At 38.0% G+C, this 23,737-nt stretch carries 23 protein-coding genes; 9 read left to right on the top strand and 14 right to left on the bottom strand.

The window, feature by feature from the left end; translation table 11 throughout:
- Positions 1 to 39 precede the first annotated feature (39 nt).
- Positions 40 to 204, bottom strand: coding sequence for a YvrJ family protein (locus tag V179_RS29340; RefSeq protein WP_246399310.1), 165 nt, complete (start codon positions 202 to 204; stop codon positions 40 to 42).
- A 156-nt stretch (positions 205 to 360) separates the two neighbouring features.
- Between V179_RS29340 and V179_RS0124110 the strand changes: the two genes are divergently transcribed.
- Positions 361 to 945, top strand: a complete 585-nt coding sequence (locus V179_RS0124110) for a sigma-70 family RNA polymerase sigma factor (RefSeq protein WP_028393750.1) — start codon at positions 361 to 363, stop codon at positions 943 to 945.
- 19 nt (positions 946 to 964) lie between these two features.
- Positions 965 to 1,177, top strand: coding sequence for a hypothetical protein (locus V179_RS0124105; protein WP_028393749.1), 213 nt, complete (start codon positions 965 to 967; stop codon positions 1,175 to 1,177).
- 288 nt (positions 1,178 to 1,465) lie between these two features.
- Here the strand turns inward: V179_RS0124105 and V179_RS0124100 are convergent, their stop codons facing one another.
- The 5 genes from V179_RS0124100 to V179_RS0124080 form a co-directional block, all read right to left on the bottom strand.
- Positions 1,466 to 2,719: a methyl-accepting chemotaxis protein gene (locus V179_RS0124100; RefSeq protein WP_028393748.1), complete on the bottom strand. Its 1,254-nt coding sequence runs from the start codon at positions 2,717 to 2,719 to the stop codon at positions 1,466 to 1,468.
- Between the two features lie 169 nt (positions 2,720 to 2,888).
- Entirely contained in the window at positions 2,889 to 3,221 is a 333-nt protein-coding gene (locus tag V179_RS0124095) for a hypothetical protein (RefSeq protein ID WP_028393747.1), read from the bottom strand.
- Between the two features lie 805 nt (positions 3,222 to 4,026).
- The gene (gene katA, locus V179_RS0124090) at positions 4,027 to 5,481 is read right to left on the bottom strand and encodes a catalase KatA (protein ID WP_028393746.1); all 1,455 of its coding nucleotides are present in this window, start codon (positions 5,479 to 5,481) and stop codon (positions 4,027 to 4,029) included.
- 413 nt (positions 5,482 to 5,894) lie between these two features.
- Entirely contained in the window at positions 5,895 to 6,716 is an 822-nt protein-coding gene (locus tag V179_RS0124085; RefSeq protein ID WP_034302392.1) for an undecaprenyl-diphosphate phosphatase, read from the bottom strand.
- 219 nt (positions 6,717 to 6,935) lie between these two features.
- Positions 6,936 to 7,139 carry an alpha/beta-type small acid-soluble spore protein gene (locus V179_RS0124080; RefSeq protein WP_028393744.1) on the bottom strand — a complete coding sequence of 68 codons (204 nt, stop codon included), beginning with the start codon at positions 7,137 to 7,139 and terminating at the stop codon, positions 6,936 to 6,938.
- A 157-nt stretch (positions 7,140 to 7,296) separates the two neighbouring features.
- On the opposite strand from V179_RS0124080, the gene V179_RS0124075 reads away from it, so the two are divergent.
- Together V179_RS0124075 and V179_RS0124070 are read left to right on the top strand one after the other, a co-directional pair.
- The gene (locus V179_RS0124075; protein WP_028393743.1) at positions 7,297 to 8,583 is read left to right on the top strand and encodes a glycosyl hydrolase family 18 protein; all 1,287 of its coding nucleotides are present in this window, start codon (positions 7,297 to 7,299) and stop codon (positions 8,581 to 8,583) included.
- A gap of 357 nt (positions 8,584 to 8,940) precedes the next feature.
- On the top strand, positions 8,941 to 9,924 hold the full coding sequence (locus tag V179_RS0124070; RefSeq protein ID WP_028393742.1) for a potassium channel family protein: 984 nt from the start codon (positions 8,941 to 8,943) through the stop codon (positions 9,922 to 9,924).
- Between the two features lie 87 nt (positions 9,925 to 10,011).
- On the opposite strand, the gene V179_RS0124065 is transcribed toward V179_RS0124070, so the two are convergent.
- The 3 genes from V179_RS0124065 to yugI form a co-directional block, all read right to left on the bottom strand.
- A complete protein-coding gene (locus V179_RS0124065; protein WP_028393741.1) occupies positions 10,012 to 11,364 on the bottom strand; it encodes a glucose-6-phosphate isomerase in 1,353 nt (450 codons plus the stop codon).
- Positions 11,365 to 11,552: 188 nt separating this feature from the next.
- Complete coding sequence (locus tag V179_RS0124060) at positions 11,553 to 12,716, bottom strand: iron-containing alcohol dehydrogenase (RefSeq protein WP_028393740.1); 1,164 nt, start codon at positions 12,714 to 12,716, stop codon at positions 11,553 to 11,555.
- Positions 12,717 to 13,040: 324 nt separating this feature from the next.
- A complete protein-coding gene (gene yugI / locus V179_RS0124050; protein WP_028393739.1) occupies positions 13,041 to 13,448 on the bottom strand; it encodes a S1 domain-containing post-transcriptional regulator GSP13 in 408 nt (135 codons plus the stop codon).
- A 289-nt stretch (positions 13,449 to 13,737) separates the two neighbouring features.
- On the opposite strand from yugI, the gene V179_RS0124045 reads away from it, so the two are divergent.
- On the top strand, positions 13,738 to 15,081 hold the full coding sequence (locus tag V179_RS0124045; protein WP_028393738.1) for a sodium-dependent transporter: 1,344 nt from the start codon (positions 13,738 to 13,740) through the stop codon (positions 15,079 to 15,081).
- A gap of 126 nt (positions 15,082 to 15,207) precedes the next feature.
- On the opposite strand, the gene V179_RS0124040 is transcribed toward V179_RS0124045, so the two are convergent.
- Both V179_RS0124040 and V179_RS0124035 read right to left on the bottom strand, forming a co-directional pair.
- Entirely contained in the window at positions 15,208 to 16,374 is a 1,167-nt protein-coding gene (locus V179_RS0124040) for an aminotransferase (RefSeq protein WP_028393737.1), read from the bottom strand.
- Positions 16,371 to 16,874, bottom strand: coding sequence for an Lrp/AsnC family transcriptional regulator (locus tag V179_RS0124035; RefSeq protein WP_028393736.1), 504 nt, complete (start codon positions 16,872 to 16,874; stop codon positions 16,371 to 16,373). The genes V179_RS0124040 and V179_RS0124035 overlap by 4 nt, the downstream gene beginning before the upstream one ends.
- 397 nt (positions 16,875 to 17,271) lie before the next feature.
- On the opposite strand from V179_RS0124035, the gene V179_RS0124030 reads away from it, so the two are divergent.
- Positions 17,272 to 18,090, top strand: coding sequence for an alpha/beta fold hydrolase (locus V179_RS0124030; RefSeq protein ID WP_051405115.1), 819 nt, complete (start codon positions 17,272 to 17,274; stop codon positions 18,088 to 18,090).
- Positions 18,091 to 18,544: 454 nt separating this feature from the next.
- On the opposite strand, the gene V179_RS0124025 is transcribed toward V179_RS0124030, so the two are convergent.
- Positions 18,545 to 18,805: a DUF1871 family protein gene (locus V179_RS0124025; protein WP_028393734.1), complete on the bottom strand. Its 261-nt coding sequence runs from the start codon at positions 18,803 to 18,805 to the stop codon at positions 18,545 to 18,547.
- Positions 18,806 to 19,098: 293 nt separating this feature from the next.
- Here V179_RS0124025 and V179_RS0124020 point away from each other — a divergent pair, with 293 nt between their 5' ends.
- Positions 19,099 to 20,268, top strand: coding sequence for a MalY/PatB family protein (locus V179_RS0124020; protein WP_028393733.1), 1,170 nt, complete (start codon positions 19,099 to 19,101; stop codon positions 20,266 to 20,268).
- Positions 20,269 to 20,389: 121 nt separating this feature from the next.
- Here V179_RS0124020 and V179_RS0124015 read toward each other — a convergent pair whose 3' ends face one another.
- Together V179_RS0124015 and V179_RS0124010 are read right to left on the bottom strand one after the other, a co-directional pair.
- The gene (locus V179_RS0124015; RefSeq protein ID WP_028393732.1) at positions 20,390 to 20,905 is read right to left on the bottom strand and encodes a superoxide dismutase family protein; all 516 of its coding nucleotides are present in this window, start codon (positions 20,903 to 20,905) and stop codon (positions 20,390 to 20,392) included.
- 617 nt (positions 20,906 to 21,522) lie between these two features.
- Positions 21,523 to 22,275, bottom strand: a complete 753-nt coding sequence (locus tag V179_RS0124010; RefSeq protein WP_028393731.1) for a TraR/DksA C4-type zinc finger protein — start codon at positions 22,273 to 22,275, stop codon at positions 21,523 to 21,525.
- Positions 22,276 to 22,525: 250 nt separating this feature from the next.
- Here V179_RS0124010 and V179_RS0124005 point away from each other — a divergent pair, with 250 nt between their 5' ends.
- Positions 22,526 to 22,936, top strand: a complete 411-nt coding sequence (locus V179_RS0124005; protein WP_028393730.1) for an Rrf2 family transcriptional regulator — start codon at positions 22,526 to 22,528, stop codon at positions 22,934 to 22,936.
- Positions 22,937 to 23,016: 80 nt separating this feature from the next.
- Complete coding sequence (locus V179_RS0124000) at positions 23,017 to 23,655, top strand: NAD(P)-dependent oxidoreductase (protein WP_028393729.1); 639 nt, start codon at positions 23,017 to 23,019, stop codon at positions 23,653 to 23,655.
- Positions 23,656 to 23,737 lie beyond the last annotated feature (82 nt).

The raw sequence follows: 23,737 nt of genomic DNA, 5'->3' as shown, positions 1-23,737 counted from the left end.
CTTAGAAAAGTACTCCATCATTACAATACCATATTTTCACTAATCGTTTTCATTTCTGTCGAAACGTTCAATCAAGCACTCTATTTCTTTCGTTAAGCCAGCCACTTTCCTTTCAAACTTCACAAGCAAATAAAGAGAAAATACAGCGGGAAATCCGAAATTACCTAATAAAGTCAACCACATAGAAATTACTTCAATATTCAACTTTATTCCCCCATTCTTTAGCATATACCATAAAGTGATAGGAATGGAAAAAAGTAAATATAGCTCAATAGAATCATAGAAATAAGAACGAATGTTCGTTTATAATTGATAAAAGCAGAATCATTTCACTTTACTAGATAAGGGAGGGAAAACCAGATGAAGCAGATGACGAGCACCTACTTACCCAATTCATATGATCGATTGTTTCAACGACATCCAGATTTTTTTGAGCAGCCCATCATGAAATATTTTCTACAAAGCCAAGAACATGTATCAATCTTTCATGCCACTCTAAAAAATCCAACGTCCCAAAATATGAACGATTTAAATGAAACCTTTCAACTTTTTTATCATCGAGTAAAAGTTTATAAATATTTAATTTCGTTCATTCATACCTTTTCCATCGATTTTGATAAGCGGGAAAGACGACGCAAGAGGAAATACCTTACCATTTTGGACAAGCCAGCCGAACATGGCGCGCATACAAATATGATTGATACATTGGCCTATATGGAAGAAGAATTCGTAACTGTATTTCATACTGAACAACTTTCTTCTATCCTAACAGAGGAAAAATTAGTCAAAGCTATCGCTAAGCTTACTGAAAAACAACGACAAGTACTATCACTTATGTATTGCTCAGGATTATCAAATAAAGAAATTGCCACTTATTTTCATGAAACACCACAAAATATTTCTAATATCCATAAGCAAGCACTTAAAAAATTACGAAAATCCTAGGTAATTGGAGGAAAAAGAATTGCAGAAATTCTCTAAACAAGAATTAATGGAAATGGTAGATTCACTGAAACCAAAAATCAAGAAATCATTACAAAATGTTGCTTATGCAGACAGAGAAGACTTAGAGCAAGAATTGATGCTAAAAATTATTGAATCATATGAAAAAATCGCCGGACTTAATGCACCGAATTTCGAAGAATTCCTCAATTCCTATTTGAATAAGCAAAAATAATAGAAAAAATCCCCTTCAGATTACTGGGTTTAAAACATTTATCCCTGATTAACAGAGGGGGTATCTTTCAGATCATTATGTATCTAAAAAGTCATATCCAATAACATATAATGTACTGCTTGTGTACGATCTCCTACTTCAATAACTTCATGATACAAAGAAAAAGAGGCTATCCCATAACAAAAGGGTCAGACCCCGCAACGACTATATACAGATTATAGTTAGTACTTTCAACTATATACTGTGTATAGAGTGGCGAGGTCTGACCCTTTTGGGACACCCTCATTCTCATAGCTTAAATGTATAGATCATTTTCTGTAATTCCATCGCTTGGTTCTTTAAGTATTCAGCAAAGGCGCTAATTTCTTCTATTGATTCTGCTTGTTCTGCCGATGCTTTTAATACACGTTGAGTAGATGATGCGGATTTTGCTGCAACATTCGAGATCGAGTCCATTGACGATACAGCTATCCCCGTCCCTGCAGTCATTTGCTGGATTGCAGCAGAAACCTGCTCCACTTGTTCTGACACAAAATTAACGGATTCTTGAATCTTCAAGAACGAGTCTCCAGCACCACTCATCGCTTCAATTCCTTCACCAACTTCATGGTTCACAGCTTCCATTGTTTCCACTACTTCAATCGTTTCTTTTTGAATATGAGAAATGATTTCACTTATTTGTTTCGTCGCTTGTCCAGATTGTTCAGCCAGATTTCTCACTTCATCAGCAACAACCGCAAAGCCTTTTCCATGTTCTCCTGCTCTAGCTGCTTCAATAGCAGCATTCAAAGCAAGTAAATTCGTCTGTGCTGCGATTCCAGTTATAACATCTGAAATCTTGCCAATTTCATTCGAGCGCTCGCCTAAGCCTTTTACTGCTCGAGCTAATTCTGTAACATTTGAATGAATAGACTCCATTTGTTTACTAGCTACTTCAATTGTTACGGAACCCGTATCTGCTTTTTTCATAGTCTCTTCCATGCTTTCTGTCACTGTGACGGCATTGTGAGACACTTGAGATAAGCTAGCAGACATTTGATAAATCGTTGTAGAAGCTTGGTGCATTCCTTCTACCTGACTTTCTGCTCCTTTGGCAATGTCTTTCATTATATCTGAAATCTGAACCGTTGCTTTATTCGTTTGCTCTGATCCTTGTGCCAAATCCTCTGTATAGGCAGCCATACTTTTTGATGCCTCTTGGACTTTGGTAAGCACATTTCTCCAAGAATCCGTAGCGTTATTAATACTATCTGCCACCGAATGAAAAAGACCGACTTTGTTCGGATTAAGTCGATTTTGTATATCACCGTTGGCCAATTGCTCCAAATAATGATTAATGGAGCCAATCGGCACAACAATACGTTGAAAATTCATTAAGGAAGAAATAACCCCTACTACTCCACCAACAATCGTCAAACCGACAAGTGTCATCCAAAAGTTCATTCCATTTAAACTATTAAATTGACATACTGCTAATCCTATAAGAAACGAAGACGGGATAACGAAAAGACTTGTTCGAAATATATAAGTCAAACGACTCATTTAAAGCTCCCCTTACATAAAGTAATGAATTTATATAAGGTAATCATACTATTATTAAGAAAAATTTACTAGGAAAAAACTACTAAATTCCTAACGATACTAGTTTTTCGATCAACTATTATTCGATTCTATATTTCGAACATATCTTTTCATAAAAAGTAACTCTCTGTTATTTCTTTCTACGAATCTCTGTAATCTGATTTCCATCACTTGTAACATACACTTTTTCGCCTATTTTATAATTGACGTTTATACTGCAATCCAATTCTAATATTTTTCCATTATCGAATTCCATCGCGCAATTATAGCCTTTTCCGTTTTTGGATACTTCGATTACTTTATCCGTTTTAAAACCGACAGCTTTTCCATCGGATGATTGTGGATAATACTTATCCATAATGGTTACATGCTCTACACGACTTATTTTATCACCAAATGAAACGTATACTAATATTGCCAATAAAATAAGTAAACTACTCAGAAGTACTGTCTTTTTTATCATAGAATGATATCCTCGCTTTAATAAATCTTTTATTCTATATGTATCCAAGTTTAACAGGATGTATGACACTTTACCCTATTTTTCCCCGAAAAAATCTAGAAACTATTGGTTAGAAATCAACAGCAAAATCTAGCTACACGTTGTCGTTTCGCATTATTAAGTAATCCCCCTATTGATATGTATCAGTTAAACTTATCGATATTTTATCAGATAGATATAGAAATAATAATTATAACGCTGTACCTCAATTAGCTGCTCTATTCATAAAAGCTATTTCAATAGCTTACGAAATTTTCTATAAAAAATGCAAAAAATACTATCTGGAAAATAGTAGAAGTGTTTGTTCAAAAAGAGGTTAATAAAAGAGCCAGGCAGTTCGAGGAGTAATAGTTTATATCTGCTATAAGGTGAAACTTCAATCAATAGAATTTTCTCCCTTCCCTACTGATTGTTAGTCCCGTTCTAGTGTCGATAAATCGACACTACGAACCTGAACCTATGAATCACTGACTAAGCGAGCTCTGTCCTTTAGTCTATCATCTGTGTGAAAAGCCTTGAGGTGAGGGTCTGCCCGTTAGCGAGATAAACTTTTAAGTTGAGACTGAGTTTGGTACAGGACTTTTAACAACCTCTAAAATGAAAAAAAACGAGGATATCCCATTACACGAAAAAGTCAGACCTCACATCTACTATATATCGTTTGTATCACGTGTACATGACACAATAAACGGTGTATAGAGCGTGAGGTCAAGACCCTTTTTGTGGGGATGCCCTCGTCCATATAAGAGAATAAAGCGAGTAATTCTTACGCTTCTTGTGGCACGGCTAAACCAAGGCCTTCAGCAATACGAGTACCGTATTCTGGGTCAGCTTTGTAGAAATGGCTGATTTGACGCAGTTTAATTTCTTCTAATTCCACTGGTTCCATTGCTCCAACGATATTAGCAACTAAGCGAGTGCGTTCCTCTGGGCTTAATAAACGGTAAAGGTCACCAGCTTGTGTATAGTGATCATCGCTATTATAAGTAACTTGTGCAGCTTGTCCTGAAATGTCAAAAGGTGTAAGTCTCGCTTCTTGTGACTCAGTTGGACCACCAAAGCTGTTTGGCTCATAGTATACTGAACGTCCACCATTGTCATCTGCTCTCATAAAGCCATCGCGTTGATTGTTGTTCACTTCTGCTTTAGGACGGTTTACTGGCAATAAATTATGGTTAGCACCTACGCGATAACGGTGGGCATCTCCATATGCGAATAGACGTCCTTGAAGCATTTTATCTGGTGATGCTTCGACTCCAGGAACAAATGTACCAGGTGAGAAAGTTGCTTGCTCTACTTCAGCAAAATAGTTCTCAGGGTTACGGTTCAATTCCATGCGACCAAGTTCGATTAACGGATAATCTTTTTGTGACCATACTTTCGTGACATCAAATGGATCGAAACGATATGTATCCGCATCCTCGATCGGCATAATTTGCACGTATAGTTTCCATGCAGGGAAATCACCCTTTTCAATTGCATTGAAAAGATCATCGATATAATAGTCTGGGTTTTCACCAGCAATTTTTGCAGCAAGATCGACATCAAGGTTTTTGACACCTTGTTCTGTTCTAAAGTGATATTTCACCCAAACAGCTTGTCCATCAGCATTTACCCATTTGAATGTATGGCTTCCGTAACCGTGTGTATGTCTCCAAGTTGCTGGAATACCACGATCCGACATCAAAATGGTAACTTGGTGAAGAGACTCAGGCGAATGAGACCAGAAATCCCAAACAGCTGTAGGATTTTTCAAGTGTGTTCTAGGGTCTCTTTTTTGAGTATGGATGAAGTCAGGGAATTTAATCGCATCGCGGATAAAGAATACTGGGGTATTGTTCCCAACGATGTCATAGTTTCCTTCTTCTGTATAAAACTTAACAGCAAATCCACGGGGATCACGAACTGTATCAGAAGAACCAAGCTCCCCTGCTACTGAAGAGAAACGGATAAACATATCTGTTTCTTTTCCAACACCATTGAATAGTTTAGCTTTTGTATATTTTGATAGATCGTTTGTTACTGTAAAAGTTCCGAATGCACCGCCACCCTTGGCATGAACAACACGTTCAGGTACACGTTCACGGTTAAAGTGAGCTAGTTTCTCAAGTAAATGTACATCTTGAATTAACACTGGACCACGCTGACCAGCAGTGATCGAGTTCTGGTTATCTCCAACTGGAGCTCCCCAACTAGTTGTTAGGTTTTTCTGGTTTGTCATTTTGAATCACCTCTTAATTTATTTTGTATACTTATAATAATAATACTTATTATAAAAAAATCAATCCTTTTTTATAATAATTGTAATGTAGTATTATTTATTTAAGTTTAAATATTCTGAATAAATCTTTACAATATACACACAAAAATTTAATAAAATTTTACAGCAGAAAGCGATTACACATGAATTTATTAAATTACTCATATAAGTGTGTTATTGCTCCCCTATATTGTACTTGTTCTTACGATATCACACCAATAAAAAGACTTAAAAATTAGATAATTCTAATTATTATTAAAGTTTATTATTACAAAAAACTCCCACCTCATTTTAAAAGAGATGGGAGTTCATTATTCATGTACTTTTTTCTAAATTCCCCTCGAAGAATCGAAGGTAATAAAGATACGAATGTATTACAAATAAATAAATAAAATGATGGCAGCTAATACAATTCGATAAATCGCAAATGGTGTTAACTTAATTTTTTCAATTAATTTTAAGAAGAAACGGATACAGATTAGAGCAAATATAAAGGCACTGATGAAGCCTACGACGAAAAATGGCAACACATCTAGTGTGAAGTAGCTCCAATACTTTACAACCTTTAATAAACTGGCACCAGCCATAATCGGAATTGCCATAATGAAAGTAAAATCCGCTGCTGCTCGATAGCTTAGTCCGAGCAGAACGCCTCCAGATATCGTTGAACCTGAACGTGAAAAACCTGGCCAAAGTGACAAGCATTGAATTAAACCGACCCCTAAAGCTTGCTTATAGGTAATTTCATCTACGGTTGCCGTTTGAATTCTAGGCTTGATTTTATCGGCAGCAATCATTAAGAACGCACCGATAAGTAAACCAATTGCCACTGTTTTAACAGAGAATAAGTGCTCGTCTATATAATCTTCAAATAAAACGCCTAAAACACCAGCCGGAACTAAACCGACAAAAATTTTCAGAAGACTAAGCCTTTCTCCGCTCGGCCTATCCACAGTTTTCATTTTCCGAAGACCTAATAAATCCAAAATACGATCCCAAAAAATAACAGCCACTGCTAAAATGCTACCTAGTTGAATGACAACTTTAAACGCGTTCGCTATTTCATTTCCAAATAACTCATTCGATTTAAACAACAAATCATCGACGATAATCATATGCCCTGTAGAAGAAACTGGAGCAAACTCTGTTAACCCCTCAACAAGCCCAAGAACAATCGCCACAAAAATTTCCCACATATTAATTTCTTCCACCTCATTTATTACGGCTTCTATTCACAAAATAGATTGTACCCCCCGCTAAAGATAATGTCTAATTATTTTGTTGTTTTTAATCTAATTATAATAAAGTGAAATTTCAATTAATTAGAAGGTTCTCTTCATCCCTACCTGTTTAACAGGAATAAAAAACAAAAGGAAGGGGACTAAAATCCCCTTCCTTATTCCATTTGTATTTAATTATTTGCTGTAACCGCCTAATTGCTGTTCAGCCATTTGCACTAAACGTTTTGTAATTTCACCACCTACAGATCCGTTTGCACGTGATGTAGTTTCGGCTCCTAAATTCACACCAAATTCACTAGCAATTTCATACTTCATTTGTTCTAGTGCTTGTTCAGCTCCAGGTACGACTAAGTTATTGCTGTTATTGTTATTTGCCATGTTTATCACCTCCTGTTATTAATTATTTGTAAATTTTATTTTTATATGAATGGAAATTTGCGGAAACGATTTGCATCATGAAATGGTTTATTTATCATAAACTTTTTACAACGGATATATTTCATATTCCGCCCATCTTTTTTAGGAGGTTATGCACTTGCAAATTCATGTTGTACAGCGAAATCAAACACTCACGAGCATCGCTCAAGCATATAGTGTGCCTGCTAACCGCTTAAGTGAAGCCAATCAATTACAAAATCCAGACCAGCTTGTCGTAGGGCAGGCCCTTGTTATTCCCATAGTAGGCAGTTATTACTACGTTCAACCAGGAGATAGTTTATCATCTATTTCACAAAAGGTAGGTATTCCTGTTCAAGAACTCGTACGGATTAACCAACTATCTGCCAATCAATCTCTCCCTGTCGGCTTTCGATTATATATTCCGGCAAAACCCAAAAGAACAGCTGAATTTAATGGGTATGTGGAACCGCGGGGAACAACAGTTAGCCCTAATTTGACCAGCAGCGCTCGAGAAACTGCACCATTCTTAACCTACTTAGCTCCATTTAGCTTTCAGGCCCTTCGCAATGGTTCATTGAAAGAGCCACTTCTTGATGACTTCCCAGCCATCGCCCGAAACAATCGAAATGTATTAATGATGGTAATTACGAATCAAGAGAATGATCAATTCAATGATGAACTTGCGAGGATACTTTTAAATGATATGGCCATTCAAAATACCTTTCTAAACACAATTGTCACAACAGCAAAAAAATATGGTTTTAAAGATATTCATTTTGATTTTGAGTTCATTAGACCAGCTGACCGAGAAGCTTATAATCGTTTTTTAAGAAAAGCAAAAGCGCGTTTTCAACAAGAAGGCTGGTTAATGTCAACAGCTCTTGCACCGAAGACGAGCGCGGACCAAAAAGGTCTTTGGTACGAAGGGCATGATTATAAAGCTCATGGAGAAATTGTTGATTTTGTTGTTATTATGACCTATGAGTGGGGCTATAGTGGTGGGCCTGCGCGAGCCGTTTCACCCATTGGGCCAGTCCGAGACGTTCTTGAGTATGCCATTACAGAGATGCCAGCATCGAAAATTCTCATGGGCCAAAACTTATATGGCTACGACTGGACACTCCCTTTCGTTCAGGGGACAACTGCAAAAGCCGTCAGTCCTCAACAAGCCATACAATTAGCTTTAGAGCATTCAGTCGAAATTCAATATAATTATGAAGAGCAGGCACCTTTTTTCACATACAGAGATAGCGAAAACAAAAACCATGAAGTCTGGTTTGAAGACGCTCGTTCCATTCAAGCAAAATTTGATTTATTAAAAGAACTGAAGCTTCGTGGAATGAGTTATTGGAAGCTTGGGCTCGCTTTTCCACAAAATTGGCTGCTAATCAGCGATAACTTTAATGTACGAAAACGAGGATAAAGGTACATTGCGTTCTCCCATAAGGATCTAATCTCCTAACCACAGCTTTCGGTCTTTACTTATAGTTCCTATAAAGAGAAACTTCCGTGATGTGCCTTGTATATAGTTGTCAAAAAGGTCTGCTTTTATTCATGATGACCTTCATCCTGACTCATAATCATTATTACCTTTAAGAAAGTTACTCTAAAACTAAGGTTCGACTGGGATTGTTCTTTTACATTCAAGAAAATTTAGGGAATTAGTATTTATAAATAACTAATTATTTAATGCCTAAAATTAATTAAGTGCCTTGTTATGAAGATCATCCCCCATTGTCCATACTGTTTATAGATAACAGTATGGACAGGGGGTGACTCAATGATTCGATTAAGGAAATTTGATGGAAGTTTTTCAAGGTGGCCGAATCTCTTCCGTCTGCTTGGTGTAATAGCTATTTTTCTCTTGTCATTCGGAATGCTGATTCATTTCACTGAACCTAAAACATTCCCTACTCTTTATGATGGAATTTGGTGGGCAATCGTGACAATGGCTACTGTTGGCTATGGAGATTATGCCCCAACTAGCGACTTTGGCAGAGCAATTGGGATATTGCTCATCTTATCTGGCGCAGGTCTTGTTTCTTCTTATTTCGCTTCTGTTTCCGCCATTGCTGCCACTTCAGAACAAACTTATCGCCAAGGGAAGAAGAAATTTAATGGGACAGATCACGTGATCATTGTTGGCTGGAATGAACGCTCACGTAGCATTATTGAAGAGATGCACGAAAGAAAACAACGCTTACAAATTGTATTAATCGATGATTCATTAACAGAACATCCTCTACCATTGACTAATATCCATTTCATACAAGGTAAAGCTACCGCTGACTCTGTTTTGCTTCGAGCAAATATCGAACAAGCTGATCGTGTCTTAATTACCGCAGATTTAAGACAAAATGAATTTCAAACAGACATGTTTTCTATTTTGACATTATTGGCCATCAAAGGGTTAAACAAAGATCTATTTTGTTTAGTGGAAATTTTAACAGTCGATCAACGTGAAAATGCTTTGCGGGCCGGAGCTGATGGGCTAATCGAGACGAATCGCTTCGCTAGTGATTATATGCTCAAAAAATTAATGGGGGAATTGGACGTTACTGAGTTGTTAGATGATTCGACAGTTTCTTTAGGCTCACTTGCTTTAAAAAATGGATGGGAACAGCTTACATACAAAGAATTAACCATTTTACTGCTTGAAGAACATATTATCGTGGTTGGAATCATACGCAAAGGAAAGAACTTACTACCTCCCCCCCTTGAAACTAAAGTATTTTTCGACGACATCCTACTAGTCATGCGCTAAATTTGGGAAATACTCTGGGAAATGGGGTCTGACCCCTAAAGATATTACTAAAAAGCACAGTCGGTCGACTGTGCTTTTTAGTCAATCTTATTGTTGAAGTCGTTTTTCAAGTTCCGCTTTCTTTTCTTCGAAGCCTGGTTTTCCTAGTAGAGCAAACATGTTGACTTTGTATGCTTCTACCCCTGGTTGATCAAATGGGTTAACGCCTAATAGATAGCCGCTTACCGCACAAGCCTTTTCAAAGAAATAGACAAGGTATCCAAATGTGTATGCATCCATTTTAGGGATGTTTACAATTAAGTTCGGTACGTTTCCGTCTGTATGTGCAAGCAATGTACCTTCAAACGCTTTGTTATTTACGAAATCCACAGTTTCACCTGCAAGATAATTTAAACCGTCAAGATCATTATCTTCTGCTTCAATTGTCAATTCATGGCGTGCTTCCCCAACCTTGATGACCGTTTCAAACAAGTCACGACGCCCTTCTTGTACATATTGTCCCATTGAATGTAAATCAGTTGAGAAGTTTGCAGAAGCTGGGAAAATTCCTTTTTGATCTTTTCCTTCACTTTCACCAAACAACTGTTTCCACCACTCTGAGAAATATTGAAGTCCTGGTTCAAAATTGATCAGCATTTCAATTGTTTTACCTTTGTTATACAGAACATTACGAACTGCCGCATATTGATATGCAGCATTATCCGTTAATTCTGGAGAGCTGAAGTCTGTGCGGGCACTAGCTGCACCTTTCATCATTTCTTCAATGTCTGCACCACTAACCGCAATTGGCAACAAGCCAACAGCTGTCAATACAGAATAACGTCCACCAACATCATCTGGAATGACAAATGTTTCGTAACCTTCTTCATTGGCAACAGTTTTTAAAGCACCTCTCGCTTTATCAGTTGTTGCAAAAATACGTGAAGTTGCTTCTTCTTTTCCATATTTTTCAATCAATAACTTACGGAAAATACGGAAAGCAAGAGCAGGCTCTGTCGTCGTACCAGATTTTGAAATCACATTGATTGAGAAATCCTTATCCTCAAGCAAGTCCATAACATCTTTCATGTAAGTAGAAGAAATATTATTGCCGACAAAGATAATTTGTGGTGTTTTACGTTGTTCTTTAGAAAGCGCATTATAAAAACTGTGTTGCAGCATTTCAAGTGCAGCACGTGCACCCAAATAAGAACCTCCGATTCCGATAACAAGCAAGACATCAGAATCCGATTTAATTTTATTTGCTGCTTTTTGAATACGAGCAAATTCCTCTTTGTCATAATCAACAGGAAGGTCAATCCAGCCTAAAAAGTCATTTCCCGCTCCTGTTTTTTCGTGCAAGGAATTGTGTGCCGCTTTTACTGCATCTTGTAAATATGTAATTTCATGTTCGCCAAAAAAAGACAATGCTTTTGAATAATCAAAACGTACATGTGTCATTATCGTTCCTCCATCTCTTTAGATTACTCTTTCACTTTAACGAAAGCTTCCCTGATAATCAAGACTTCGGCTCAGTGAAAGCGTACCCATATAAAATTTTATCTGAATGTTTTTACAAATACCTGCAACCTAATAAATTATCAAGTATGAAACTGATAGACTAGGCCATTTATTCAAGTAAAAAGCACTTATAGAGAGGCTTTCAAAATTGCTAATACATCATCACGATTTAAAGATTTAAACGTACCAAATTCACCATATACCATTGATTTATCTGCCATTGTTTCAATTTGAGAATCATCAATATTATAATCTGCAAGTCTTGTAGGTGCCCCAATGCTTGACCAGAATTCACGAAGCTTCTCAATTCCTAAAAGAGCAGTTTCTTCATCTGTCTTGCCTTCTGGATCTACGTTGAATACTCGGACAGCAAATTGTTTAAAACGACTAACATCTTCATGTAGAACATGCTTCATCCAGTTCGGAAATAGAATCGCAAGCCCTCCTGCATGTGGAATGTCATAAACAGCTGAGACGCTGTGCTCAATATTATGAGATGCCCAGTCCCCTCGGTACCCAACTCCTAAAGAGCCATTTAACGCAATCGTACCACAATATAAAATCGTTGCTCGATGCTCATAGTTTTCTAAATCCTCTAAAAGCTTCGGAGCTGTTTCCATTACAGTAATGAGCAGTGATTCGCAAAAACGGTCCTGCAAAGGTGCATTTGCTGCTGGATGAAAATATTGTTCAAACACATGCGACATCATGTCAACGATTCCATAGACAGTCTGATCTTTTGGTACTGTGAAAGTATTCTCTGGATCTAGAATTGAAAATTGCGGATACGTGACTGGACTTCCCCAGCCATATTTCTCTTTTGTTTCCCAATTCGTAATGACCGAGCCAGCATTCATTTCAGAACCGGTCGCAGCAAGTGTAAGCACAGTTCCAAAAGGTAGAGCTGCTTCGACTGGTGATTTTTTCGTCACCAAATCCCATGCATCTCCATCATACTTCGCACCAGCTGCAATCGCCTTCGTACAATCAATTACACTGCCGCCGCCAACAGCAAGGATAAAGTCAATCTTATGTTCCTTACATATATCTACACCTTTACGAACAGTCGAAATACGCGGATTTGGTTCCACACCAGCTAGTTCAAACGTCTCTACATCGATTTCATTTAGGGTTGCCATTACTTTTTCATATAAGCCATTCTTCTTAATACTGCCCCCACCATAAACAATGAGTACCTTTTTACCGAATGATGGTATTTCCTTCTTTAACTGAGCAAGCTGATTTTTTCCAAAAATAAGCTTAGTCGGATTTTTATATATAAAATTCTCCACACTTTTCCCTCCTTTTTCTACTCTTATTATCTACAAGAACTCTGATAATTACAAAAGATTGGTTTAGAACCTTTTACTGATCAGATGATACTATCAACAAATCTGCGACCTATTCAACACAACGCACAATTTAAAGGGGCAAAATGTAAGATAAATTATGTATCGTTTCTAAGCAAGGCTCTGTTAAACTTGGCTATTGATGAAACGAACGGAGTACACTTTCCGCTCCAATCAACACAGTACCAAAATCAACAACGAGCTTTAACATAGCCAAAGCAAAAAATAAAGCCGGTTGATCCAAACGGACCACCAGCTTACTCGTCATTATTTCTTGATTAAATCTTCGCGTTTAGATTGTTCAATCCACTCTTGAAGTTTATCTTTCAATGTGTTGAAGCCTTCAGAAGAATCAGTGTTAGTTGAAGTTTTAACAGCTGCTTGACGCTTTTTAGGGGCTTTATTAGCAGGAGCTTCTGTACGTTCAGGAGCCTCTTCAGTAGCACGGATGGAAAGACCGATTTTCCCTTTAGCTTCGTCAATTGAAAGAACTTTCACTTGAACCTCATCGCCAACCTTTAAATGGTCATTGATATCTTTAACATATCCATGAGTAATTTCAGAGATATGAACTAAACCTTGTGTAGATTCATCTAAAGCAACAAAAGCACCATAAGGTTGAATACCAGTAACTTTACCAGCAACAACTGCTCCAATTTCGTAATTAGTAGACATTGTAACACTCCTATTTTTAAGTAAATTTTTTCTCTTTACATGCAATAAAAAATTATATCATAGATTTTAAAAATAATCAAAGGTAACAAACTTCATTTTCAAAAAAGCGAATCTTATTTTAAAGTTTCCTCTTTTGTACTACCTTTAACCATATTATCAAAGGGGAATTGTTGGAAATAGACTATCTTTTAAAAAAAGTCTACACATTTCGACAATAAAATAGTACGATAATAAAATTAATCGCTTTATGTATTTTGACGATAATAAATGCAAAAGGAGTTATATATCTATGTCAAAACCAGAACAATGGACATCTAAGATTGGGTTTATCCTTGCAGCTGCTGGTTCTGCAATTGGCTTAGGTGCCATTTGGAAGTTCCCCTACATGACTGGAACAAATGGAGGCGGCATGTTCTTCTTGCTCTTCATCCTATTCACTTTATTAATTGGAGCACCCATCTTAATCGCCGAATTTATTATCGGCCGGCATTCCCAAAAAGATGCAGTACGTGCCTACAAATCCATCGCTCCAGGTAAAGCATGGGTACTAGTTGGATATGGCGGCGTTGTCGCTTCTTTTATCCTGCTTTCATTTTATAGTGTTGTTGGCGGCTGGATTCTTTCTTACATTAGCCGAAGCATAACAGGTTCCCTTTCAGGGTTATCTCAAAATGAATACGGACAGTTGTTCGAAACAATTATTAGTAATCCTTATGAAACAGTACTGGCACAATTTGTCTTTATGATATTAACGATTGTTGTCGTAAAGGGCGGGGTTCAAAACGGCATCGAAAAAGCAAATAAAATTATGATGCCTGCACTTTTCATTCTCTTTCTTGTGTTGCTGGTTCGTTCATTGACACTTAAAGGAGCCTATGCTGGTGTTGAATTTCTTTTAAAGCCTGATTTTTCTATTTTAACAGGACAAACGGTTTTATTGGCGTTAGGACAAGCCTTTTTCCTACTTAGTGTCGGGATTTCTGTCATGGTAACATACGCATCTTATTTAGGGAAACAGGAAGATATAACAAAATCAGCATTATCGGTTGTTGGTTTGAATATTTTCATATGTCTTCTTGCTGGACTTGTTATTTTCCCAGCCGTATTTGCACTTGGATTTGATCCTGCGAGCGGACCTGGACTCGTCTTTGTCGTCCTTCCTGCTGTATTTAATGAAATGGCTCTCAGCAGTTTATTCATGCTGATATTCTTCATCCTGCTTGCATTTGCGACCTTTACTTCAGCTTTCTCGATTCTTGAAATTATTGTCGCAGCTATGTCAAAAAATGATCCAACAAAGCGAAAAAAGTCTACTTGGATTGCTGGTATTTTAGTATTTATCGTAGGCATTCCAAGCGCGCTTTCCTTCGGTGTACTTTCTGATGTTACGATATTCGACAAATCAATATTCGATTTAGCAGACTATCTTGTAAGTAATATTGCTCTTCCCGTCGGTGCACTGTTCATTTCACTATTTATTGGGTATCAAATGAAACGAATAAATGTCCAAAATGAACTAGAGCTTGGTTCTACCATTTCATCTAAAGTATTTAAGATTTGGTATTTTATCATCCGCTACATCGCACCAATTGGAATTATACTTGTTCTACTGAGTTCGCTTGGTATTATTTAAAAAAATAGGATCTCCTAAAAAAGGGGGACTCGCTTTCCATCAACGTTTATCGTGTTACTTAACAACATGTACACGGTTGATAGAAATGGCAGGTCTACACTTTTACTTTTAGGAGATCCTATCTTTTTATTTATACTTTTCAACAAACCGGCTCATCCGCTTGATTGCTTCTTGAAGCTGCTCTAGAGAGGATGCATAGGAACATCGGATATGTCCTTCTCCACTTTCACCAAACACATTACCTGGAACTACAGCAACCTTTTCTTCAAATAAAAGCTTTTCAGCAAACTCTTGTGAAGACAATCCAGTTCTCTCAATAGATGGAAATGCGTAAAATGCACCGCCTGGAATATGACAATCTAGTCCAATTTCATTGAACGATTTCACAATATAATTTCGACGCTGACGATAGCTTTTTCTCATTTCTTCTACATCATTCATACCATTACGCAGTGCTTCTAAAGCTGCATATTGAGCTACTGTCGATGCACACATCATTGTGTATTGATGGATCTTCAACATCGCTTCTGTAATATCTTTTGGTGCACAAACAAATCCAAGACGCCAACCTGTCATAGCAAACCCTTTGGAAAAACCATTAATTAATATAGTACGGTCCATCATACCATCTATAGCTGCCACTGAAGTAAAGTCATCATCATAAGCAAGTTCAGCATAAATTTCATCTGAAATGACCACTAAGTTATGCTTTTGAATAACTTTTGCAATTTCAATTAATTCTTCTTTCCTAAGTTGGGTTCCTGTCGGATTATTAGGCGAACACATGATAATTGCTTTTGTATTTGGCGTAATGGCTTCTTCAAGCTCAGCAGCTGTAAGCTTAAACTCGTTTTCCCGAACGGTCTGAATTGTTTTAGCAACACCTCCCGCCAATGTTACAAGCGGGCTGTAAGCAACAAAGCAAGGCTCAACAACCAAAACTTCTTCACCGGGATTTAAAATCGCTCTAAGTGCAATATCAATCGCTTGGCTCCCACCGACCGTCACAATAATTTGTGAATCTGGTTGATACGAGACAGCAAATCTTTTTTTCATATATGAAGCGATTTCTTGCCGAAGTTCTATCAATCCAGCATTTGCAGTATAAGATGTACGACCTTCTTCCAACGATAAGATTGCAGCTTCCCTTACATTCCATGACGTCACAAAATCCGGCTCGCCTACACCAAGTGAAACAACGCCTTCCATATTAACAGCCAAATCAAAAAAGCGACGAATTCCTGATGGTTTAAGATCAGCAATTGTTTTCGATACAAAGCTTGTCTGGATCATGGTGACACCACGATTCTTTTGTCTTCCTCATTAATTGGCTCAAAAATTGTTCCATCATGTTTATATTTTTTCAAAATAAAGTGAGTGGTCGTAGAAATAACCGAATCCAAAGTAGATAGTTTGTCCGATACAAACTGAGCCACTTCATTCATTGACTGTCCTTTCACAACAACAGACAAGTCATATGCACCAGACATTAAATAAACCGATTCCACTTCATTAAAACGGTAAATTCTTTGTGCCACTTCATTAAATCCAACGCCACGTTTTGGCGTTACCTTTACATCAATCATAGCCGTTAAACCGTGATATGTGTCTACCTTCGCCCAGTTGATGATTGTCGCATAACGAACGATAACATTCATATCTTCAAGCTTCTGTACAGTATCCGCAATTTCTGATTCTTCTGCGTCCACCATTTTCGCTAAGTCATTAAAATCAATACGGCTGTTTTGTTCAATAATTTGTAGTATTTCCAATTCCTTTTCCGTTAAATGCATAGTACAGCCTCCTTTAGTCTCATTCGAGAACTATGTATAAAGATAAAGTGAATATTCAATCAGTGGGGGGCTTCCCCCCCGTTGATTGTTCGTTGAACCAATCGGACCTTAACGGGCAGTTGCCCCACCTGTCTACTTTGTTCCTCTGCTTGAGGAAGGGCTCACTGCCCGTTAAGGCGAGATAAAGATTCTGTTATAGCAGAATTCTTTAATTATTATAGCAAATTGGGGTAGAATTTGTTATATAAAGTGAAACTTCCATCAGGGGGTCTACCTTCCTTCCAAATATCGGTTAATTCAGTTTGATATCGCTAAACCTAATGCACATCATAGATAGAATAAGGTCTTACAAAGTATAGACAAATTTAAAAAAATTTAACAAAGAGAGATGAGCTCCATGATAGATCTAACAGTAGAGACAAAATCCGAAATCGAGCTGTATTGTGAATGTATAAGATATGATGCTGATGCTCCAACACTCGTGTTGCTGCATGGTTTTTTATCCTCATCCTTCAGCTTCCGTAAGCTCACTCCTTTTTTCAAAGGAGACTACAATATACTCGCTATTGATTATCCACCCTTTGGAAAAAGTGAAAAGTCTTCTTCCTATACGTATTCTTATCATAATGTAGCCTGTTCCGTTATCAATTTTTTAGAAACGAGAAACCTAAAAAAGGTTATCTTGATTGGTCATTCTATGGGCGGCCAACTTTGTTTGCAAATTTGTAAACGAAGACCTGATCTTGTCGAAAAAGCTGTGCTACTGTCAGGTTCTAGCTACTTAGCTCCGATGAGACCCTCTGTAAGAACAGCGACTTATCTTCCTTTTTTCCCACTTCTTATACGTTGGTATCTCGGAAAGTCGGGAATCGAAAAAAATCTACACAATGTTGTGTATGACAAGAAGATGATTGATGATGAAATGAGAAACGGTTATTTAGAACCTTTTCTACAAAAAGGAATGTTTCAAGCGCTCGGAAGAATGGCACGACATTTTGAGGGAGATTTGTCTGAAGATGATTTACAAGTTATTAACACTGATTGTTTATTAATTTGGGGTGAACATGACCAAGTTGTACCGCTCTCAATCGGAAAAAGGCTGCAGAAAGATCTGCCTCACGCACAGCTTATCATCCTAAAAGAAGCAGGACATTTGATTCCTGAAGAAAAGCCAGAAGAAGTGTACAACTACATCCATGATTTTTTAAGAAAATAATACGTAGTTAAACAACGAAAGATTCAGACCCCACATCTACTATATTTCGTTTATATGACACAAAAAGTGAAACTTCCATCAGGGGGTTCTTCACCCCCACTGATTGTTAGTCCAGTTCTACTGTCGCAAGATCTTCACTTTCGCTACGATCAATCGACAGTACGAACTAGGGTTCAATGAATCACAGACTAAGTATGCCGCGTTGTGCGGCAATGTCTGTGTGACCCACATCCTGTGATAGTCCGACAAGCACAAGATGGAATACGGCTTAGCGTAGTTTGCTACAGAGTATTACAGCTTATGATCTTAAGTTAGGGCTAGGAGACGCAACTAGATTAAGCAGTTATCCCCACCTACGCTTCCTTGATTCTTGAGGTGGGAGGTATTGACCGTTATAGCCGGATAAACAGTGTATAGAATGTGTGGTCAAACTCTTTTCGGACAGGTTCATGTATTATAGCGTACAGCTTTCATTTCCTTTAATGCTACATAGCTGTTCAGCTATGTTCAAGCAATCGTCAAAAGCGAGCTGTTGTTCAAATGAAAATTCATAAATCCCCTGAATTTTCCCAGCAAGCTCTGAAGCGGTCTCGATATCTCTGATTGCTAGAAGCACATCCGCAATTTCAGTTTCGTAAAAATCCTCGCCTTCCTGAAATGGATCCCAGCTTCTGAGCACTTCTGCCATCGCCATATTTACTTGTTGCGTATTCATCCAATTATCACCTACTTTAAAATGGTTTACACATGTTATTATAGTATCATAAAGTGAAACTTCAATCTGTGGGGATTTCTTCACCCATTGATTGTTAGTCAGACAAGCATAAGATGGAATACATCGTGGCGTAGTTTGCCAAAAAGTATTACAGCTTAGACTTTAAATAGGGCTAGGAATCGTAAATAGATTGGGCATTAATCCCCAACCATACTTCTTCGATTCCCCTAATCTTGAGGTTGGGGCTTACTGCCTGTTATTGCGGGATAATTTAAATTTTAGAGGTGGATTTGATGAAGCAATCAATTTTCGATGAAGTGATTGATAGACAAAATACAAGTTCAGAAAAATGGGATGCATTGTCAAGAGTTTACGGGACAAGCGACGCGCTGCCAATGTGGGTAGCCGATATGGATTTCCCCAGTCCCAAAGAAGTTCAAGAGGCATTATATGCTCGAATTAGTCATCCTGTGTTCGGATACACATTTCCTTCAAACGCGATAGGAAGCGCAATCCAGAATTGGTTGAAAAACCGCCATGATTGGCAAATTGAGAGTGAGTGGATTGGTTATAGCGCCGGGGTTGTTTCTGGAATCGGAACCGCCATTAGCGCTTTTACAAATCCTGGTGATCAAATATTAATTCAAAGCCCTGTTTACAAGCCTTTTTTTGATATGATTGAACATCTTGATCGTAAGGTAGTCAATAGTCCTTTATTAATCAAAAACGCAAGATTTGAAATTGATTTTATCGACTTTGAAGAAAAATTAATATCCGGAGTCAAGCTATTCCTGCTTTGTAGCCCACATAATCCAGGTGGACGAGTTTGGTCAAAAGAAGAACTAATAAAAATCGGGGAACTTTGTGAGCAATACGACGTCCTAATCGTCAGTGATGAAATTCATGCGGACTTAGCTCTGTCACATAGCAAACACATTCCCATCGCTTCTCTAAGCAACAGTATAGCTAATCGCACCATTACCTTAATGGCTCCAAGTAAAACATTTAATATCGCCGGGCTACAGGCTTCACTTCTCCTTGCCAGCAATCCGGAACACAAGAAACAAATTGAAAAAATTCAAATGAAAAATGCCTTTCATGGGATCAATCTGCTTGGCTTAACTGCAATGGAAGCAGCCTATAAATTTGGCGAACCATGGTTAAATGAATTACTTCCTTATATTGAGGAAAATATTCAAGTTGCCGAATCTTTCATCGCAAAAGAATTGCCAATTCTTAACGTTATGAATCCTGATGCTTCTTTCTTAATTTGGATTGATTGTCGCAGTCTAGGCTGGACGGATGAAAAACTACAAGACACCTTACTAAATAAAGGAAAGCTCGCTCTTGAACCTGGATTGAAATACGGTCAAGGTGGGGAAGGTTTTGTGAGAATGAACGTTGGATGCCCACGTTCAGTCCTTCTAGAAGGACTGGAAAGATTGAAACGGGCATTGACTTAACTAGTTTAGATTTCTGACATCCTTATTAAAAAGAGCAGACACCAACAATCATATTGGCATCTGCTCTTTCGCATAATATCCCAGATTTGACGCATAAAAAAACTAATCTCTATGACATGCTTCATTTTTTAATAATCCCACAAGCAACTCGATCACCAGCATTCCCCGCTGGCTGACTCATGCCGTCGTCTGGTGACGCATGAATGATGATAGATGTTTTGTCTTTAGTAAGGAGAGTATTTTTCCCGTCTTTAAGCGTGGCGTTTGGAGCATCCAATTTCACTTTCGTCTTTCCATCATCTTTGACAATTAAATTTGGTAGATCTCCCGCATGTGCCCCTTTCGGATAAAGCAAACCATGTTCTTTTTTATCTGGGTTAAAATGATCACCAGCTGAAATAAAGTCAGGAGCCTTACATGAACCTTTGTTATGGATATGAATGGCATGTACACCAGGCTCCAGTCCCTTTAAATCAATATCAAGCGAAACACCTTTAGACTGCTCCTGAACAGTAATTTTCCCCAGTGAGTCCCCGTCTGCATTTCGCATCGTTACGTCAATTTTCTTTGGACTTTCCGTTGCACAACCAACTAGCATAAGCAACATAATCATAATACTCAATCTTGTTTTCAACATACTACCTCCCGTCCATGCTGTAATACCCCCATTTATGGAAGTTTCACTCTATCCCATCTATTTTTTCCTAAAGTGAAAAAGGTATACTAAAAAAATTGTTTCCCAATATTGAATGATTAAATCCCTTTTTTTTCGAATGATTTTAGACTACAGCAGATATGTGAAAAGACCGAGCCATCGGAGAAATTTTCCGACTTAAAAATGATTATAAATTAGGCTGTTTTCACATACTTTGTTGCTTTTCAATCATTTTTACACTAATAACCCGGGTTGATTTCCGTTGCAGGTACTCGCTTTCCGCGGGCGGTCTCAGAAGCCTCCTCAGTGCTTTGCACTTGCGGGGTCTCCCTCAACACGCTTTTCCCGCAGGAGTCTCGCACCTTCCACTACAATCAACATCTGTCCGAATTGGTTTCTTGCTAAAACAACAATCTTTACGAAAAGAGCCATAAATTAAGACTTTGAGCTAGATGGAACACTTTGCCCTTTCGTGCCTGAATCAATTTTTGCGCGCGAGATTAAACACTTTGCGTGCCTGAAATGAGATTTATGCGTGGTAGTGATTTCTTTAAAGGAATTAAGCGCAAAAGCACAATGGCTTTTACGCTTATAGGAAATCAGTCTTCTTCTACGTAAGGTTCATGTTCATACTGCGGCAGGTCACCGAATGTAGTCATAATCCCTTCCTCATCTAAAGCATCCTCATATTTCTCATGTTGTGAGTTCGGATACACCGTAATATTCTTACCGTCTATATCAACACCAACAAAGTTCTCATAATCTTCCACATAGCCGATGTTTTCTTCTGATTCTACATACATATCCTCATAATCATCAGGAGGATAGGCAAAGTCAGATGGCGATTCTGAAGTCCCAAAACTAGCTACCTCCTGCCAAGTATCTTCGGCATCATAAATGACCGATTCATTCTGATCATCATTATCGAATTTCCCAAACGGAGGCGATATTACCTCTTCCTCAATAGGTCGATTTTGGGAAGTGTTCTGGGAAGGTGAGTGCACCTTACAAAATGTTGTCGTCGGAATCGCTTGCAATCGTTCAAGCGGAATCTCCGCTTGACATACTTCACACTTCCCATACGTCCCCGCTTCCATCGCTTGTATCGCATGATTGATTTCATCTACATATTGGCGTGCGTGTTCATAAAGCGCGATGTCTTTTTCTCTCTCATATAATTCTGTACCTTCATCACCTGGATGGTTATCAAAACTTGATAATTCTCCTGTTGAATCATGAGCAAAGCTTCTAAGCAATCCTAAGTTACCATTATCGCTTAATTTTTCTTCTAGCTCCTGTTTAGACTGCTGTAATTGCTGTTTCAATTGGTTTAATTGTTCTTTTGAAGGCATATACTCCATCCTTTCTCGGTTAGACCAAATGGATTTCCTTCTTGTAGTATTTCCTAAGTATTACTCTTCACTAACGGAAGTTTCTTCCCATAAAAAAAGGCATGCCTCATTTAGAGTGAGTAAGTTATGTTCAGTGTAAAAATTAGAAGTCCCGAAAATGGGTAACTTATATGTTAGCGGAACACTAGCTAAATTTTATTTGACAATCAAATTCAATGTAACTATAATGGTTACATAGGTGGTGAGTGCGATGATTAACAGCCGCTTTGCTGTTGCCATTCATATTCTTTCCCTTGTTGCATCTGGTCCGCGAGAAAAGGTTACTTCAGAATATATTGCTGGCAGTGTGAATACCAATCCAGTTGTCATTCGCAGGATCACAGGAATGCTAAAAAAAGCAGGTCTTCTTCAATCGCAAGTCGGAACACCAGGGGCTGTCTTGACCCGAGATCCAGGAGAGATTTCACTTTTAGACATTTACCTAGCCGTTCAAGAAAAAGAAGATTTATTTTCGATGCACGAAAATCCAAATCCACAATGTCCTGTCGGTAAAAACATCCAATCTGCTTTAGAAGATACGTTTCATACAGCACAGACTGCAATGGAAAAGGAACTGGCAAGCAAATCGTTACAAGATATCAGAACGAGGATGACCCTTTGATTTAGAGTCAGCCTCTTCTTCACCCCTAAGATGTAACAAAAGTAGTTACAAATAGACAATTACTAGGAGGTATAATAATTATGAAAATAGGTGTAATTGGAGCAACAGGAAAAGCGGGAAGCCGCATTGCAAAGGAAGCTTTAGAAAGAAATCATGAAGTAACGGCCATTGTTCGCGACGCTGCAAAACTTCAAGTAGAAGGAGTCGCTATTTTAGAAAAAGATGTTTTCGATTTAACGACTGCTGATCTAAAAGATTTTGACGTTGTAGTCAACGCTTTTGGTGCACCATTTGGAGAGGAGCATTTACATGTTGATGCTGGAAATGTTCTTATCGAAGCATTAAAAGGAGCACCAAATACAAAATTATTCGTAGTCGGCGGGGCTGGTAGCTTGTTTGTTGATCCAGATAAAAAAGTCCGTGTGATTGATACCCCTGACTTCCCAGATATGTTTAAGGCTACTGCAGCGAATCAAGGAAAAAATCTTGAAATCCTGCAAGGAACGGATTCCATTACTTGGACATTCCTAAGTCCTTCCGCATTATTTGCAGTCGGCAAAAGAACAGGATCTTATCAAGCAGGTAAAGATCACTTGCTCACGAACTCAAAAGGAAATAGCTATGTAAGCTACGAAGACTACGCTATCGCTGTGCTTGATGAACTTGATAATCCTAAACATGTAAACGAACGATTCACTGTCGTTTCTGAAGAAGCATAAGAAAAAGGATGTTCTAAAAGCAAAGAGCCAGATCTCGTAACTACAAGTGCGAGGTCTGGCTCTTTTTAGGAGATCCTTTGAT

The sequence above is a fragment of the Bacillus cihuensis genome, assembly GCF_000504145.1.
In the GTDB taxonomy this organism is placed as follows: Bacteria; Bacillota; Bacilli; order Bacillales; family DSM-1321; genus Peribacillus; species Peribacillus huizhouensis.
Note: the sequence above shows the minus strand (reverse complement) of the source record. Positions and strands in the feature narration are given on the sequence as shown.

Bases quoted from the DNA above. Each gene is read 5' to 3' on its own strand.
- V179_RS0124110 (WP_028393750.1), top strand. From the start codon at position 361: ATGAAGCAGATGACGAGCACCTACTTACCCAATTCATATGATCGATTG.
- V179_RS0124100 (WP_028393748.1), bottom strand. From the start codon at position 2,719: ATGAGTCGTTTGACTTATATATTTCGAACAAGTCTTTTCGTTATCCCG.
- V179_RS0124095 (WP_028393747.1), bottom strand. From the start codon at position 3,221: ATGATAAAAAAGACAGTACTTCTGAGTAGTTTACTTATTTTATTGGCA.
- katA (WP_028393746.1), bottom strand. From the start codon at position 5,481: ATGACAAACCAGAAAAACCTAACAACTAGTTGGGGAGCTCCAGTTGGA.
- V179_RS0124085 (WP_034302392.1), bottom strand. From the start codon at position 6,716: ATGTGGGAAATTTTTGTGGCGATTGTTCTTGGGCTTGTTGAGGGGTTA.
- V179_RS0124080 (WP_028393744.1), bottom strand. From the start codon at position 7,139: ATGGCAAATAACAATAACAGCAATAACTTAGTCGTACCTGGAGCTGAA.
- V179_RS0124070 (WP_028393742.1), top strand. From the start codon at position 8,941: ATGATTCGATTAAGGAAATTTGATGGAAGTTTTTCAAGGTGGCCGAAT.
- V179_RS0124065 (WP_028393741.1), bottom strand. From the start codon at position 11,364: ATGACACATGTACGTTTTGATTATTCAAAAGCATTGTCTTTTTTTGGC.
- yugI (WP_028393739.1), bottom strand. From the start codon at position 13,448: ATGTCTACTAATTACGAAATTGGAGCAGTTGTTGCTGGTAAAGTTACT.
- V179_RS0124045 (WP_028393738.1), top strand. From the start codon at position 13,738: ATGTCAAAACCAGAACAATGGACATCTAAGATTGGGTTTATCCTTGCA.
- V179_RS0124040 (WP_028393737.1), bottom strand. From the start codon at position 16,374: ATGATCCAGACAAGCTTTGTATCGAAAACAATTGCTGATCTTAAACCA.
- V179_RS0124035 (WP_028393736.1), bottom strand. From the start codon at position 16,874: ATGCATTTAACGGAAAAGGAATTGGAAATACTACAAATTATTGAACAA.
- V179_RS0124030 (WP_051405115.1), top strand. From the start codon at position 17,272: ATGATAGATCTAACAGTAGAGACAAAATCCGAAATCGAGCTGTATTGT.
- V179_RS0124025 (WP_028393734.1), bottom strand. From the start codon at position 18,805: ATGAATACGCAACAAGTAAATATGGCGATGGCAGAAGTGCTCAGAAGC.
- V179_RS0124020 (WP_028393733.1), top strand. From the start codon at position 19,099: ATGAAGCAATCAATTTTCGATGAAGTGATTGATAGACAAAATACAAGT.
- V179_RS0124015 (WP_028393732.1), bottom strand. From the start codon at position 20,905: ATGTTGAAAACAAGATTGAGTATTATGATTATGTTGCTTATGCTAGTT.
- V179_RS0124010 (WP_028393731.1), bottom strand. From the start codon at position 22,275: ATGCCTTCAAAAGAACAATTAAACCAATTGAAACAGCAATTACAGCAG.
- V179_RS0124005 (WP_028393730.1), top strand. From the start codon at position 22,526: ATGATTAACAGCCGCTTTGCTGTTGCCATTCATATTCTTTCCCTTGTT.
- V179_RS0124000 (WP_028393729.1), top strand. From the start codon at position 23,017: ATGAAAATAGGTGTAATTGGAGCAACAGGAAAAGCGGGAAGCCGCATT.